Raw genomic sequence first — 15816 nt, 5'->3', positions numbered from 1 at the left:
ACCCCTAGGCGGCAGCGCGTTCCCGCAGGCCGGGGCGCAGAAGCGCGACGATCCCGGTGCGGTGGTGGTCGAGGTAGAAGTGCCCGCCGCGGAAGGTGTGGAGCGTGAACTCCCGGCGCGTGTGCTGCTCCCACGCGGCGATCTCGGCCACCGTGACGCGCGGGTCTTCGGTGCCGGTCAGCGCGACGATCGGCACGTCGACCGCGGCGCCCGGGGTCGGCTCGTACGTCTCGACCGCGCGGTAGTCGGCCCGGATCGCCGGCAGCACCATGCGCAGCAGCTCGTCGTCGCCGAAGAGCGTGGCGTCGGTGCCGGCCAGCGCCCGGACCTCGCGGATCAGCTGGTCGTCGCCGAGCAGGTGCGACGTGCCGCCGCGGTGCGCCGACGGCGCGGCCCGGCCGGAGACGACCAGCGCGGCCGGCGGCACCCGGCGCGCCACTTCGAAGGCGATCGTCGCGCCCATGCTGTGCCCGAAGAACGTCATCGGGCGGTCGCCGCCGGCCAGCACGGCGGCGATCTTCTCGGCCAGCTCCTCGATACCCGCGGCAAACGGTTCGGCCCGCCGGTCCTGCCGGCCCGGGTACTGCACGGCGACGACTTCCGCCGGGCCGCCCGGTTCGGCCGCGAACGCCTTCGCGAGCGGGTAGAAGTAGCTCGCGGAGCCCCCGGCGTGCGGGAAGCACACCAGCCGGTGGCCGTCGCCGGGCCGGTCGTGGAACGTGCGGAGCCAGCTGCTTTCGGGCACGGTCATCCCCTTCTCCCAAGGCCTTTCGGAGCAGATTCGCAAAGCCCGCACACCGGGGACAACCCCTATCGCACCCTGCGCGACCCCTGTCCGGCGCCATTCCGGAATAGGAGCCGCCCACCTTGACACGACGATCGGCCGTCCGGCACATTCGAGAGACGCAGAACACATTCCGCGTTTCATTCCCGGTACCGAAACGACACGGAGGACGACTCATGTCGAAAATAAAGGTCACGCTTTCCGGCGGCCCCACCGAGCTGATCGAGCGGCACCGCGAGTGGACGGTCGGCGACATCGCCGACGTCGCGAAGGTGAGCTTCGGCGCGGGCTACGAGCACTTCACCCACGAGGGCGAGTTCACCACCACGACCGGCGGCGCCACCCAGCCGGTGTTCACCTGGTGCGGCCGCACGCGGGTCGCCGAGTGATCCGCTAGGGGTGCCCAGGGGTATCCGGCCAACGGCGTCCGCGATTACCTTCGGCACGGGCACGATGTATCCGTCCGTTCTCATCGCAATTGTCTCGTGCTCGGCCACCGCATTCGACCCCGGCCCGCAGAAAGGCACGATCGCGCATGACCACATTTCCACTCGAGCGTCCGCGGGAGAACGGGACGCTGTCCGGTCCGCTGACCATGTTCGGGCCGGACTTCCCGTTCGCCTACGACGACTGGATCGGCCACCCGGCCGGGCTCGGCACCCTGCCGCCCGCGGTCCACGGCACCGAGGTGGCCGTGGTCGGCGGCGGCATCGCGGGCCTCGTCGCCGCACACGAGCTGCTCCGGCTGGGCCTGCGCCCGGTCGTCTACGAAGCCGAACAGCAGCTCGGCGGCCGGATGCGGTCGGCGGCCTTCGACGGCCACCCCGGTTCGGTCGCCGAGCTCGGCGCCATGCGGTTCCCGGTGTCGGCGACCGCGCTCTACCACTACATCGCCGAAGCGGGCCTGAGCACCAAGGCGTTCCCGAACCCGCTCGGCCCGGACACCCCGAGCACGGTCGTCGACCTCGAAGGCGAACGCCACTGGGCCCGCACCGCCGCCGACCTGCCGTCGATCTACCAGCAGGTGTCCGACGCCTGGGACAAGGCACTGCAGGAGAACGCGGAGCGCTCCGCGATCGAGGACGCCATCCGCCGCCGCGACGTCGGGACCATCAAGGCCATCTGGAACAACCTGGTCTCCCGGCTCGACGACCAGTCCTTCTACGAGTTCCTGGCGAACTCGACGTCGTTCTCCTCCTTCCGCCACCGCGAGATCTTCGGCCAGGTCGGGTTCGGCACCGGCGGCTGGGACACCGACTTCCCCAACTCGATCCTGGAGATCCTGCGGGTGGTGTTCAGCGGCGCGGACGACGACCAGCGCAGCATCACCGGCGGCTGCCAGCAGCTGCCGGAACGGCTCTGGACCCACCGCCACCACGGCGTCCCGCACTGGCCGGCCGGCACGTCGCTGGCCGACCTGCACGGCGGCCACCCACGGCCGGGCGTGGCGCGCCTCGAGCGCGACGGCGACGAGATCGTCGTCCGCGACACCTGCGGAGACGTCCGGCGGTACCCGGCGGTCGTGTTCACCCCGCACGTGCGGCTCCTGCTGACCCGCGTGCGCACCGACGAACGCCTGCTTCCTAGTCCACTGTGGACGGCGGTCGAGCGCACGCACTACATGGGCTCGTCCAAGGTGTTCGTGCTCACCGACCGGCCGTTCTGGCGGGACACCGACCCCGGCACCGGCCGCGACACGCTGAGCATGACGCTCACCGACCGGGGCCCGCGCAGCGTCTACCTGATGGACGACGGCCCGGACCGCCCCGGCGTGATGTGCTTGTCCTACACCTGGAACGACGACTCGGCCAAGCAGGCCACCCTCGACGACGACGAGCGGATGGACAGCATCCTGGCCGCGCTCGAGCGCATCTACCCCGGCGTCGACATCCGCGCCCGGCTCGTCGGCCCGCCGATCACCGTGACGTGGGAGAACGAGCCGAACTTCAACGGCGCGTTCAAGGCCAACCTGCCCGGCCACTACCGCTACCAACGGCGGTTGTACACCCATTTCATGCAGCAGGAGATGTCCCCCGAACAGCGGGGTTTCTTTCTCGCCGGAGATGACATATCGTGGACAGGCGGTTTCGCGGAAGGCGCGGTGACGACGGCGCTGAACGCGGTCTGGGGCGTTTTGAACCACCTCGGCGGCACCACGGTTCCGGGCAATCCGGGACCGGGCGACCTCTTTTCCGAACTGGCCCCGGTCGACCTGCCGATGGACTGATTTTCGAGCAAGAACGCAGCGAGAACACAGCCACCCCGGAGCAGGCGCTCACTCCCCCGGCGCCCGGTCCAGGGAGTATGACAGCGGCCGGGCACGCCACGCGCGTGCTCGGCCGCTGTCTTTGCGTCCAGCCCAGCATATGCGCAGGTCAGCGCGGTTCGAGTGGACCGGCTCCACCCGACGGACGAGGCCGGCCGGGCCCCACCCGGGCACCGGACCTCCACCCGGATCTCCACCGTGCGGAGGTCCTGCTCCACCCGGGTGGACCACTAGTGTTCCTCCTGTCGGAAGCAGTCGGAACCGGCGCGGAGAACACCCGGAAAACGGGTAGGACACAGTTATCACGGAGGTAATTCGCCATGGGTGAAGTCATCGGTTTCATGCTGCTCCGGTTCGCCATGATCGGCGGCGGAATCCTGTTGCTGCTGCTGGTGCTGGGCGTTGTCGTGATGGCCCTCAAGAAGACGGGCCGGTTCGACCAGGCGAAGTCGATGGTCGAGCCCGTCGTGCGCAACAAGCTCAACAAGAGCAGCGGTTACAAGGGCGCGCTCGGCACCAAGGCGCTCGACTACCTGAGCGAGCGCGAAAAGCAGGGCAACGTCAAGCACAAAGACGCGGACTGACCAGAAGAACCGGTTGATCGGAGATTTTCACGATGGACACCACGACCGTGCTCGCGGACACGAGCTTGAGCGACGTCATGGACATCATGCTGCACCGCTACCTGATCATCGGCGGGATCGCCCTGCTCGCGATCCTGTTCCTGGGCGTCATCGTCCTGATGTTCAAGAAGAAGAGCTAGGACCATGGCGGGGCCGGGCGACGAGGACACCGAACTGGGGCTGGCCGAACGGGTCGCGCCGGGGTGGCTCGTCGTCCAGGTGGTCAGCACGCTGCTGCTGTTCGGCGCGCTGCTCACCGCGCGGGCGACACCGCTGGTGTGGACGGTCTGCGGCGCGAGCTTCCTGTGCTGGCTGGTCTTCGCGCTGACCGATCGTTCGATGCCGAGGCTGTCGACCGCCTCGCTGGCCCTCAGCTCGTTCCTGCCCGCCCTCGTGGTCGGGTGGAGCACGGACGGCACGGCCATCCTGATGGCCGGCGTCCCGCTCGGGGTCTTCGCCGCCCTCGCCGGGGTGAGCGCGAACCTCATCATCGCCTTCGCCGGGTTCGAGATCGCCGTGGAGGTGGCCGGCTGCGCGCTGGCCCGCGAATCCTGGGTGACCATGCTCGGCTACGCCGTCGTGATGCTGATCTCGACCCTGTTCGGGTTGAACCGGCGGCAGTACCAGGTCCAGGCGCACCAGGCGGAACTGCTGCTGGAGCAGACCCGCCTGATGCACGACGAACACGCCAAAGCCGCGGCGCTGCAGGAACGCACCCGCATCGCGAGGGAGATCCACGACGTGCTGGCCCATTCCCTCGGTGCGCTGAGCGTGCAGCTGGACCTCGCCGAGGGCCTGCTGAGCGTCAAAGGCGACCGCGAAGCCGCGCTCGAACGGCTGCGCCGGTCCCGGCGCCTGGCCAACGAAGGGCTCAACGAAGCCCGGCGCGCGGTGGCCGCACTGCGCCGCAACGCCCCGCCGCTGCCGGAGTCGCTGCGGGAGATGGCCACCGAGCACGAACACGACCACGGCGTCCCGGTCACGTTCGAGACCACGGGCGAGCCGCGGCCGATCCGGCCGGAGACCGCGATTTCCCTGCTGCGCGCGGGTCGCGAGGCCCTGACGAACGCGGCGAAGCACGCGCCCGGCGCCCCCATCGGCATGGTGCTCGGCTTCTCGGCGGCGAAGGTGACCCTGTGCGTCCACAACGAACAGGTGCCGTCGCCGCGCGAACCCGTGGCCGACTCCCCGCCGTCGGGCTACGGGCTCGTCGGGATGGGTGAACGGCTGGCGCTGGTCAGCGGCTCCCTGGTCGCCGGGCAGCCGGAAGACCCGGCCCGCGGCGGCTGGCTGGTCACCGCCGAGGTCCCGGAATGAGCGCACCGGCGATCCGCGTGATCGTGGCGGACGACCAGCAGATCATGCGCGAAGGCCTGGTCGCGTTGCTCGACCTGATGGACGGCATCGAGGTCATCGGCAACGTCAGCAACGGCGAAGAGGCGTTGCGCGTCATCGCCCAGGACCCGCCGGACGCCGTCCTGATGGACCTGCGCATGCCGGTCCTCGACGGCATCGAGACCACCCGGCGCATCGCCGCCGAGCACCCCTCGGTCGCGGTGCTGGTGCTCACCACCTACGTCGACGACGAGTCGATCGCCGCCGCGCTGCACGCCGGGGCCAAAGGGTACGTCACCAAGGACGCCGGCCGCGAGCAGATCGCGGCCGCGTTGCGCGCGGCCGCGGCGGGTCAGATCACCTTCGACGCCGCGGTTTCGCAGCGGCTGGTGGCCGCGCTCACGCAAGACACACCGACGATTCCCGCGGCGCGGGGCAATCCCTCTTCCCGCACCGGCGCTCCCGGCCTGACGACACGCGAGTCCGAAGTGCTCTCGCTCATCGCCCGCGGCCTGAGCAACGCCGAGATCGCGGCGGCCATGCTGATCGGCGAAGCGACCGTGAAAACGCACGCCAACAATGTTTTCATGAAAATCGGCGTGCGCAACCGCAGTGAAGCCGTGCGGTACGTCTACCAGCACGGACTCGCCGACTGAATAAGGGGCCCGCTAGGGGTCACCGAAACGCGGCAGGGGTTGTCCGCCCACCAGCGCCTAACTAGCCTTTCGATCGAACGGTTTCCCGGAATTCCCGGAAATCGCACCGACCGCGTTCCCGCATTCGAAGCCGGGACGAAACACGGGGTGCGTCCGCGAGACGAAAGAGTCGGCGCAGATGAGCAACGAGAGTTCAGCACATCCCTTCGGGCTGGCGGCGGGCGACCAGGTGCTCGTCGTCGCCCCGCACCCGGACGACGAGACCATCGGCCCCGGCGGCACCCTCGCGCGGCTCGCCGCCGCCGGCATCGGCGTGCACGTCCTGTGCGTGACCGTGCGCGCCGCCAAGATGTGGGGCTCCCACAGCGACCCGAACACGCGCCTGGCCGAGTTCGAAACCGCGTGCAAGGCACTCGGCGTCACCACGCAGACCATCGCGTGGGTCGACGAAACCGGTGAGCTGGACATCACGAGCAAGCAGCGTGACCTGGTCAACCTCATCGAGTCCCACGACGAGTGCTCGCTGTCCGCAGTGCGCCCGGAAGCGCTCGTCATCCCGGCCGCCGGCGGCTACCACCAGGACCACCAGGCGGTGTTCCGGGCCGCGTTCGCCGCCGCGCGCATCCACGGCCCCGGCCTCAAGCCGACGCCGCGGATGGTGCTCGGCTACCGCGGCGTCGAGGACCGCTGGTCGGCCGACTCGGAACCGTGGTGGGTGCACGTCGACATCTCCGCTCACTGGGGCGACAAAGAAGAAGCGCTGCGTGCGTACGGCACGCAGATGCGCCCGGGCCGCCAGCCCCGCTCCCTCGCCCACGTCCGGACCATCGACGCCGCCACCGGCGGTTCGCACTGCTGGGAATACGGCGAGTCGTTCGTCCCGTACCGGCTGTCCTGGTAACCGACCTCAACACAGAAAGAATCCGAGGATATCGCCATGGCTGACACCGATCGGCATATCGTAATTCTGGGGATCGGGTACACCGGTCTGCCCTTGGCTGTCGCGCAGGCGCGCCTCGGCCGTCAGGTCACCGGCTTCGACATCAGCGCCGAGCGCGTCGAAGCCGTCAACGCGCGACGGTCCCCTGTGGACACCGTGCTGGACGCCGAACTGTCTGAAGTGGCCGGGAACCTCCGCGCCACCCTCGACCCGGCCGCACTGGCCGAGGCCGACGTCGTCGTCGTGTGCGCGCCGACGCCGGTCAAGGAGGACGACCAGCCCGACCTGGCGCCGCTGGAGTCCGCGGTCGCCACCGTGCGGGACCACCTGAAGCCGGGCCAGCTGGTGATCGTGGAGTCCACGACCTACCCGGGCACGACCGACGCGTTGCTGCTGCCCATCCTGGAGGAGTCGGGCCTGGTCGCCGGTGTCGACTTCGACCTCGCCTACTCCCCCGAGCGCATCGACCCGGGCAACGCGAAGTTCGACCTGAGCAACACCCCGCGGCTCGTCGGCGGGCTGACCGAGCGTTCGCGCGACCGCGCCGCGGAGTTCTACCGCGGCGTCACCCTGGTGCACCTGACCAAGGGCATGCGCGAGGCCGAGGCCGCGAAGATCCTCGAGAACACCTTCCGCCAGGTGAACATCGCGCTGGTGAACGAGTTCGCCCAGCTGTGCCACAGCATGGAGCTCGACGTCTGGGACACGATCCGTGCCGCGGCCACGAAACCGTACGGCTTCAAGGTGTTCTGGCCGGGGCCGGGCGTCGGCGGGCACTGCATCCCGGCCGACCCGCTGTACCTGGTGCACCACGCCACCACGCTCGGCCTGCGGTTCCGGATGGCGGAGACGGCCAACGACGTGAACAAGGGCCAGCCGCTGTGGGTGGCCGACCGGGTGTGCAAGCACCTGGAGAACAGCTCCATCGCGGTCGACGGCGCCAAGGTGCTGGTGCTGGGCGTCACCTACAAGCCCGACATCGCCGACACCCGCGAGACGCCGGCCGAGCCGATCATCGCGCAGTTCCGCGACCGCGGCGCCGAGGTTTCCTTCCACGACCCGTACATCGACGTGTTCGCCGGCCTGCAGTGCGTCCCGGACCTGGCGGCGGCGCTCGCCGGCGCCGACCTCGTCGTGCTGCTGCAGCCGCACCGGGAGTACAGCGCCGACGTGCTGGCCGGGGCGGCCCGGCTCTTCGACACGACCGGCGCGGCCGCGACCGGCGCCGCGGTGACCAGCCTGTAGCCCGTTTCCCCCGGAAGACCGTCTTGACAGCGTCGAACGCTGTTCAAGGCGGTCTTTTCGCGTTCGCGGCCGGTGTTTCGCGTTCCGACGACACGGTCCGGTGACCGGGATGCGCCCTCGACCGGCCCGAAACGCGGCACCGGCCCTTTTGACCTGGCGCGACCGGCGGGCCCGGCCGGCCCCGGGTGGAATTCCGATCGGCCTATAGGTATAGACCTTCCCGCCCAGTGGGCCACGGGGCCATTCCGGCGCCTTTTCCCACCGTTCTCTTTCCGGTCACCCGGTCGTGACACCGCCCCGCCGGACGTCACCGGAAAACCGGCCGCCATTCCGCCGTGCGGGTGGAGACACCCCGAGGGCCTCGCCGAGCCGGTACCCGTTTTGCCCGGTTCAGGGGGGTCCGTGCGGACCGGAACCCCTACTCGACCCCTATCGTCCACGGCTGTTGACGGGGGAGACCCACTTCATCCCAACCCGTGCGGGGTGGAGACCCCCGGACCGCCCCGCCGGGCCAGGTGGAGCGCGGTTCTAGTCCGATCAGGTGACGGCACATGACACCCAGTCAGAGATCCGCCTCCGACGGTGACCGCACATGTGGCCTCCGACCTGGAGATCATCTCGCTTTCGGCTGACCGCGGCCGCTTTCCACCTCTGCTCGCCTGCCGGCCGCCACCACTCTGCGTGGTCTTCGCCGGAGCGTCGACCACGGAGCGCGCCAGTTTAGGCCGAACGAGTTAGACCCTCAATCGATTCCGACCCGATGTCCGATTTAGCCCATTCATGCGGCGTGCCCCGGTCGTGCGATCTGCATCCCTCCGTGACGGAGCTGCCACCAACCGTCAGAATCCGGGCCGGACTGACGCTCCGGAACCGGTTTTTCACTCGTATGGGTGATTGAGGGCCTGGGTCGCGCTTCGAGAACCGAGCGAAAATCGAATGGTTTTCACCCTGGTGAATGCGGTGCGCGAGGGGTCCCGACCCCGGCTCTCCACTCCTCCACCTGCGCTGGTCAACCCGTGCCGGGGCGGCTACGTTTGTTTTTGCCGAAGAGCACACGGTTGATGGTGACCGGCTCTTCGTCACCGGAAGTAACTGGGGATAGCAAGCTACGCCGAAGGGTCGTCACTGGGGTGGTCACACACCTTCGGCGGGGAACATCACTGGGGTGATAGACAGATGGCTTTGGTGGAACGAGAAAAGGTTCTAGACAGTCTGATCGAGCTCCTCGACGAAAGCCGCGGCGGCAACGGGGTCGTCGCCCTCCTGACCGGGGGCGTCGGCAGCGGGAAGACCAGCCTGCTCCGCCGGTTCTCCGAACGGGCCGCGGACTCCGGGGCGCTGGTGCTGAGCGCCTGCGGGTCCTTCGCGGAAGAAGACGTCCACCTGGGGATGCTGGACCAGCTGTTCGGCAACCCCCTGCTGCCGCCGGAGACGGTGACGCAGGCCCACCGGATCATGGCTTCGGCCGCCGACGCGGATTCCAGCAGCGGCCTGCGCTTCGACGCGCGCGTCGCCCACGGCATCTGCGTGGCGCTGCTGGAGCTGTCGAAGGAGCGGCCGCTGGTCGTCCTGGTCGACGACATGCAGTTCGCGGACCGCGCGTCGCTGCGGACGCTGCTCTACATCCAGCACCGCATCGGCGTCTCGCGCGTGCTGATGATCCTGACCGAGTCCGCCAGCGCGCGGCCGGCCCGCTCGCGGCTGCACTCGGAGATCATCCGGCAGCCGCACGCGCGGCACCTGACCCTGCCGCCGCTGTCGGTCGGCGGCGTCGCGCAGGTGCTCGCCGAGCGGCTCGGCGCGGACACGGCCGCCCGGCTGGCCGGGGCGTGCCACCGGCTCACCGGCGGCAACCCGCTGCTCACGCACGCCCTCGCGGAAGACTGCGACCAGGCGGGCGCCACGGAGCTCACCGCCGGCGTCGCGTACGAACACGCGGTGCTGAGCTGCCTGCACCGCAGCCCGGCGCACCTGGTGCGGACGGCACGGGCGGTCGCGGTCCTCGACGGCCACGGCGGTGCCGAGGACCTGGCGCAGATCCTGCGGATGGACCAGGCCAAGGTGACCGCGGCGCTGAACACGCTCGAGCACAGCGGCCTGATCGAGCACCACCGGTTCCGCCACGAGCGGGCCGCGCGGGTTGTGCGGGGCGAGCTGCCCGAGGACGAGGCGCGGGCGTTGAACCTCGAGGTCGCCCTCCGGCTGCAGCAGCAGGGCAAGCCGGACACCGTCGTCGCGAACTACCTGCTGCGCGGCGGGACGACCGAGTCGTGGGCCCTGCCGGTGCTCTGGGGCGCCGCGCAGGAAGCGTTGCGCGACGACCGCGTCGACGACGCGGTGGCGTACCTGACCCTGCCGAAGCAGGAGAGCATGACGCCGCGCGAGGCGGCCGCGTTCACCGCGCGGCTGGTCCAGATCCAGCACCGCACGAACCCGGCGGCCGCGGCGATGCGGCTCGGCGCGCTCGGCGAGTCGTTCGACCAGGGGCACCTGAGCACGCCGAACACCGCCGACTACCTCTATTCGCTGCTGTGGCACGGCCGGCTCGACCGGGCCACCGCGGTGCTGGCCGAGCCGAGCGCGGAGTGCTTCGCGGGCAGCCAGTGGGTGCGCGTCTGGTACCCGGGGGTGGCGGGCGAACGCCCGGCTTCGGGCCGCTACGAGAGCACGTGCTCGAGCCAGGCCCTGGCGCTCTCGCTGTCGTCGAAGTACCGCGAGGAAGCGCTCGCGGCGGCCGAGCAGGTGCTGGAGAGCTGCTGGCTGATCGAGGTGCCGCAGCTGGAGGAGGTCGTCGCGGCACTGCAGGCGTTGATCCTGGCCGGCGAGCCGCACCGGGCGGACCGCTGGTGCGACGAGCTGCTGAAGATGAAGGCGGTGCACACGTCGCCGACGTTGCGGGCGGTGATCACCGACGTCAAGGCCGGTGTCGCGCTGCGGCTGGGTGACCTGAACGCGGCCGAGCGGTGCGCGCGGCAGGCGTTGTCGATCCTGCCGGCGCAGAGCTGGGGCACGATGGTGGGGCTGCCGCTGGCGCACCTGGTGGACGCGCTGACCCGGATGGGCCGCTACGAAGAGGCGGCGGCCGAGCTCAAGCGCGACATCCCGGTGGCGGTGCGGCGCACGGCGTTCTGGCTGCAGTACCTGACCGCCCGCGGCAACCACTACCTGGCGACCGACCGGCTCCACGCGGCGCTGGAGGACTTCGCGACGGTCCGTACCTTGGCGATCCGGTGGGACCTCGACCACCCGGAGCTGGTGCCGTGGCGCTTGAGCGCGGCGAAGGCCCACGCCCGCCTCGGGCACGCCGACCAGGCCCGCAAGCTGTTGCGGGAGCAGCTGGAGCGGTGCGGCGAGGAGCGCGTCCGGGCGTACGCGGTGTGCCTGCGGGCGCTGGCGGAGGTGAGCGAGTTCAAGGAACGTCTCCCGATGCTCCGCAGGGCGGCAGAGCAGCTCCAGACCTGCGACGACCGGTTCGAGCTGGCGCACGTGTTCGCGTCGCTCAGCGAGTGCGCCCAGATGCTGGGCGACTACAACCGGGCCCGCACGGCCCAGCGTCGCGCGGTCCAGCTGGCCAAGTCCTGCGGCGCCGAGCCGCTGTGGCGAAGCCTGACGCCGGCGGGCGCCCCGGCGGTCACGGACGCGCCTTCGCCGCCCTCAGATGATTCTTCGTCCGCGTTGAGCGCGGCGGAGCAGCGGGTGGCGTCGCTGGCCTCGCTGGGGCACACGAACCGCGAGATCGGGCGGAAGCTGTACATCACGGTGTCCACTGTGGAGCAGCACCTGACCAGGGTGTACCGCAAGCTGAACATCAACCGCCGGACAGAGCTGCCGAGTGGCCACCGCTGGCTGTCCCACGCCGGCGACGTCGACCAGATGCCGCGCCACGAAGTAGCTTCCTGGTAGTCCCGCACCGAAAGACAGGCCCGCAGCTCCCGTAGCTGCGGGCCTGTCCCGCTTCACCGCCCGCAAGTCCCGCCCAATCACACGTGATGCCCCGCCAATCACGCGAGATGCCCGCCGAATCACGCGAGATGCCCCGCCAATCACGCGAGGTACCCGCCTGCTCACGCGAGTTCCGCCCCCAATCACGCGAGACTCGGCTCTGATCACGCGAGTCCCGGCCCCGATCACGCGAGTCCCGGCCCTGCTCACGCGAATTCCGTACGGAAGCACCGGAACTCGCCCGCCCGAGCCGAACCTCGCGCCATCCGCGCCCAATCTCGCCCGCCCCGCGGGCGAACCACGCGCACTTCTAGGCCAAAGCCACGTGATCGGAACCGAGACTCGCGTGTTTGAGGCCGGAACTCGCTCTCCCCGGGGGACTGTAAAACGAGCGGTGTAACTCCCGATCATGGAAGTGCACCTGATGACCGACATGATGTCCGGCGTGGAGAACGCTGAGGACTCGAAGTCCGAGACGGGGCTGGACGGCCTGGACGAGCAGCTCGTCGCGCAACTGGTCAGCCGCGCGAAGGCCAGCGGACTGCAGCTGACCGGCGAGGGCGGGGTGCTGGCGCAGCTGACCAAACGGCTGCTCGAGTCCGCGCTCGAGGGTGAGATCACCGACCACCTCGGCTATGACAAGCACGACCCGGCCGGCCGCGGGACCGGCAACTCACGCAACGGCACCCGCGCCAAGACGGTGCTCACCGACGTCGGCCCGGTGAGCACCGACGTGGCCGGGACACCGGAGGGCGGACCGCAGGGGCCGCCCAAGGTGAACGTCACGATCACCCCGGACGACCCGAAGTCCGTCGCGGACCTCGACTCCGCGTCGGTCCAGGTGCGGATCGCCACCGAGACGCACGCGGGCGTGCTCGCGGTGCCGGTCGGCGCGCTGCTGGCGCTGCGCGAAGGCGGGTACGCCGTGCAGCTGCCGGACGGCACGCTTCGCGCGGTCAAAACCGGGATGTTCGCGCGCGATCTGGTCGAGATCAGCGGCGCGGGGATCACCGAAGGCCTGACCGTGGTGACGACGTCGTGACACCGGTCCTGGCCCTGCGCGGGGTGAGCAAGCGCTATCCCGGGGACGTCGTCGCGCTCGACGACGTCACCCTGACCGTGGCCGACGGCGAGCTGCTGGCCATCGTGGGCCCGTCCGGCTCCGGGAAGTCGACGTTGCTGCACATCGCCGGCACGCTCGACCGGCCGACGTCCGGGACGGTGGTCGTGGGCGGCGACGACGTCACGACGTTGTCCGACCGGCAGCTGTCCGCGCTGCGCGGCCGCCGGCTCGGGTTCGTGTTCCAGCAGTTCCACCTCACCGACGGGCTGTCCGCCGTGGACAACGTGGCCACCGGCCTGCTGTACGCGGGCGTGCCGCGCCGCCGCCGTCGGCCGATGGCGGTGGAGGCGCTGGGCCGGGTCGGGCTCGCGCACCGCGTGGCGCACCGGCCGCACGAGCTGTCCGGCGGGGAACGCCAGCGCGTCGCGATCGCCCGGGCCGTGGTCAACGACCCGGCGCTGGTGCTGGCCGACGAGCCGACCGGCGCGCTCGACACCGCGACCGGCCACGCCGTGCTGGACCTGCTGACCGGGCTGCACGCCGAGGGCACGACGATCGCCGTCATCACCCACGACCGGGACATCGCGGCCGGGCTGCCCCGGCGCGTCGAGTTCCGCGACGGCCGGATCGTCGGGGATTCGGCGTGACGCCCGCCGACGTGCTCGGCGTGGGCCTGCTCGGCATCCGGACCCGGCCACTGCGGGCGGTGCTCTCGGCGCTGGGGATCGCGCTCGGCATCGCCACGTTGATCGTGGTCACCGGGATCCCGGCGTCGAGCCAGGCGGCGCTGCTGGACCGGCTGACCGCGCTCGGCACGAACACGCTGCGCGCCGAACCGCAGCCGAACCAGACACCGCCGGTGGTGCTGCCGGAGTCGGCGCTGGGAAGCGTGCGGCGGATCGGCCCGGTGACGACGTCCGCGGTGGTGGCGAACACGCACGCCGTCGTCCGGCGCTCCGACCGCGTCGACCCGCAGGACGGCTCCGGGCTTTCGGTGCTGGCCGCCTCACCGGACCTCCTGGCCGCGCTCAACGGCACCGTCCAATCAGGACGGTTCAGCCCGGCGGACCTCCCGGTGGTGACCCTGGGCTACGTCGCCGCGGCCCGGCTCGGCATCCCGCGGGTGGTGCCGGGACAGCCGCCGCCGGTCGTCCTGATCGGCACGACCTGGTACACGGTCACCGGCGTGCTCGCGCCGATGCCCTTGGCGCCGGACGTCGAACGCGCGGTGCTGGTCGGCTGGGGCTCGGCGAAACGGTTCCTGGGCTTCGACGGCCACCCGACGGTGGTGTACGTGAAGGCGCGCGAGGACGCGATCGACGACGTCCGGGCCGTGCTGCCGGCGACGCTGAATCCGTCGTTCCCGGGGCTGGTGCAGGTGTCACGGCCGTCGGACGCGCTGGCCGCGAAACAGGCGACGCAGACGGCGTTCTCCGCGTTGTTCCTCGGGCTGGCCGGGGTCGCCCTGCTGGTCGGCGGGGTCGGCGTCGCCAACACGATGTTCGTCTCGGTGCTGGAACGCCGTCGCGAAATCGGCCTGCGGCGGGCGCTGGGCGCGACGCGCGGGCACATCCGCGACCAGTTCCTCACCGAAGCGGTGGCGCTTTCGGGCCTCGGCGGGCTCGCCGGGACGGCGCTCGGCGTGCTCGTGACCTTGGGCTACGTGACCTACCAGGGCTGGCCACCGGTGCTCCCGCCCGCCGCGGTGGCGGGCGGCGTGGCCGGGGCGCTGGTGGTGGGGGTGCTGGCGGGGCTGCACCCGGCGCTGCGAGCCGCGCGGATGCCGCCGACGCAGGCGCTGGCATGAGTCGCTCACGGCGTCCTGACGAGTTCCTGAAAAGCGGCGGTCATGCTTCCGTCATGGCTCTTCGCTGGTTGGTGCTTCCCGTCATGGCCTTGGGTTTGGCCGCGTGCTCGTCCCCGCCTCCGGCTCCGCCGCAGGTGGCTTCGCTTTCCACGCCTGCGTCTTCTTCCTCTTCTGCGGCTGCACCTTCGACGGACGCGGACGGCGGCCGCCCCCGCCACCGCGTCGACGAGACGGCGGGGGAGTCCCAGCGCCTGATCGAGCCGTGGCGGACGTGCATGAAGGACCACGGCGCGGACGTCGACACGCAGCCGAACTCCATCGAGGGCGCGAAGAAGTGGAGCGCGGACCACAAGGACGCGGGCGACGCGTGCCGGTCGAAGCTGCCGCTGCTGCCGTGGGGCATGGACCGCGAGAACCCCGCGTACCAGGACAACATGCACAAGTGGGTGCAGTGCATGAACGACAAGGGCATGCACGTGGTGGAGACCCCGGACAACGACGAGTCCCCATGGACGTACGGCAGCGACTCCCAACCGCCGAACGCGGACAAGATCGAGCACGACTGCGAAGTGGCGATCCTCGGCCCGAGCGACAAGTGACTTGACCTCCAGCAACCTGGAGGTTCCAGCATGGGGACATGACCGATTTGACGAGGGGCGTCACCGAGCTGGTGCTGGAAGCCCGCGACCTCGAGGCGTCCGAACGCTTCTACACCGAAGTCCTGGGCCTGCCGGTGGTCCTGCGCTGGGAAGGCCCGGCGTGGCAAGGTCGCGAAGCGGTGTGGGTCCAGTCCGGCGAGCAGACGCGGATCGGGCTCTGGAAGCCGTTCACGGGCATCGCCGGCGCCCGTCCGGGAACGCACGTCCACTTCGCGATGACGGTGGCGGAGGACGACTACGCGGCGGCGGTGGCCAGAGCCCGCGCCGCCGGAGCCGGAGTGGACGAGGTGTACTTCGGCGACGACCCGGCGGCCCCGGGCCAGCGCTCGGCGTACGTCACGGACCCGGACGGCCACGTGGTGGAGCTGTGGACCCGCGACGTCGCCACCCAGGTCGACGCGGGCCCGCCGCACGCCGTGACGCCCGGCGTCTTCGGGGTCTAGGTTCCACCCGCTTGCAGGCTTGCCCCCGCTCCGCCCGCCCGGAAACATCCGGC

General features: G+C 70.6%; 14 protein-coding genes and 1 pseudogene. 14 read left to right on the top strand and 1 reads right to left on the bottom strand.

The window, feature by feature from the left end:
- Positions 1-4 precede the first annotated feature (4 nt).
- Positions 5-751: a thioesterase II family protein gene (locus tag M8542_RS03655; protein ID WP_257918521.1), complete on the bottom strand. Its 747-nt coding sequence runs from the start codon at positions 749-751 to the stop codon at positions 5-7.
- 209 nt (positions 752-960) lie between these two features.
- Here M8542_RS03655 and M8542_RS03650 point away from each other — a divergent pair, with 209 nt between their 5' ends.
- The 14 genes and pseudogenes from M8542_RS03650 (at position 961) to M8542_RS03585 (ending at position 15763) form a co-directional block, all read left to right on the top strand.
- The gene (locus M8542_RS03650; protein WP_257918520.1) at positions 961-1173 is read left to right on the top strand and encodes a DUF5988 family protein; all 213 of its coding nucleotides are present in this window, start codon (positions 961-963) and stop codon (positions 1171-1173) included.
- Positions 1174-1319: 146 nt separating this feature from the next.
- Entirely contained in the window at positions 1320-3011 is a 1692-nt protein-coding gene (locus tag M8542_RS03645) for a flavin monoamine oxidase family protein (protein ID WP_257918519.1), read from the top strand.
- 359 nt (positions 3012-3370) lie between these two features.
- Positions 3371-3634: a hypothetical protein gene (locus tag M8542_RS03640; protein ID WP_257918518.1), complete on the top strand. Its 264-nt coding sequence runs from the start codon at positions 3371-3373 to the stop codon at positions 3632-3634.
- Positions 3635-3666: 32 nt separating this feature from the next.
- Positions 3667-3813 carry a hypothetical protein gene (locus tag M8542_RS03635; RefSeq protein ID WP_257918517.1) on the top strand — a complete coding sequence of 49 codons (147 nt, stop codon included), beginning with the start codon at positions 3667-3669 and terminating at the stop codon, positions 3811-3813.
- 4 nt (positions 3814-3817) lie between these two features.
- Positions 3818-4990, top strand: coding sequence for a sensor histidine kinase (locus M8542_RS03630; RefSeq protein ID WP_257918516.1), 1173 nt, complete (start codon positions 3818-3820; stop codon positions 4988-4990).
- Entirely contained in the window at positions 4987-5664 is a 678-nt protein-coding gene (locus tag M8542_RS03625; protein ID WP_257918515.1) for a response regulator, read from the top strand. Before M8542_RS03630 ends, M8542_RS03625 begins: the two co-directional genes overlap by 4 nt.
- A gap of 178 nt (positions 5665-5842) precedes the next feature.
- Entirely contained in the window at positions 5843-6565 is a 723-nt protein-coding gene (locus M8542_RS03620; RefSeq protein ID WP_257918514.1) for a PIG-L deacetylase family protein, read from the top strand.
- A gap of 36 nt (positions 6566-6601) precedes the next feature.
- Positions 6602-7849: a nucleotide sugar dehydrogenase gene (locus M8542_RS03615; RefSeq protein ID WP_257918513.1), complete on the top strand. Its 1248-nt coding sequence runs from the start codon at positions 6602-6604 to the stop codon at positions 7847-7849.
- A 1185-nt stretch (positions 7850-9034) separates the two neighbouring features.
- Complete coding sequence (locus tag M8542_RS03610; RefSeq protein ID WP_257918512.1) at positions 9035-11752, top strand: ATP-binding protein; 2718 nt, start codon at positions 9035-9037, stop codon at positions 11750-11752.
- Positions 11753-12215: 463 nt separating this feature from the next.
- Positions 12216-12527 (top strand): annotated as a pseudogene (locus M8542_RS03605) (transposase); the annotation flags it as partial.
- A gap of 302 nt (positions 12528-12829) precedes the next feature.
- Positions 12830-13501, top strand: coding sequence for an ABC transporter ATP-binding protein (locus tag M8542_RS03600; protein ID WP_257918511.1), 672 nt, complete (start codon positions 12830-12832; stop codon positions 13499-13501).
- On the top strand, positions 13498-14661 hold the full coding sequence (locus tag M8542_RS03595; protein ID WP_257918510.1) for an ABC transporter permease: 1164 nt from the start codon (positions 13498-13500) through the stop codon (positions 14659-14661). Before M8542_RS03600 ends, M8542_RS03595 begins: the two co-directional genes overlap by 4 nt.
- Before the next feature lie 53 nt (positions 14662-14714).
- Positions 14715-15260, top strand: coding sequence for a hypothetical protein (locus M8542_RS03590; RefSeq protein ID WP_257918509.1), 546 nt, complete (start codon positions 14715-14717; stop codon positions 15258-15260).
- 38 nt (positions 15261-15298) lie between these two features.
- Positions 15299-15763: a VOC family protein gene (locus M8542_RS03585; RefSeq protein ID WP_257918508.1), complete on the top strand. Its 465-nt coding sequence runs from the start codon at positions 15299-15301 to the stop codon at positions 15761-15763.
- Positions 15764-15816 lie beyond the last annotated feature (53 nt).

Origin of the sequence: Amycolatopsis iheyensis, assembly GCF_024703995.1 — a bacterium.
In the GTDB taxonomy this organism is placed as follows: domain Bacteria; phylum Actinomycetota; class Actinomycetes; order Mycobacteriales; family Pseudonocardiaceae; genus Amycolatopsis; species Amycolatopsis iheyensis.
Note: the sequence above shows the minus strand (reverse complement) of the source record. Positions and strands in the feature narration are given on the sequence as shown.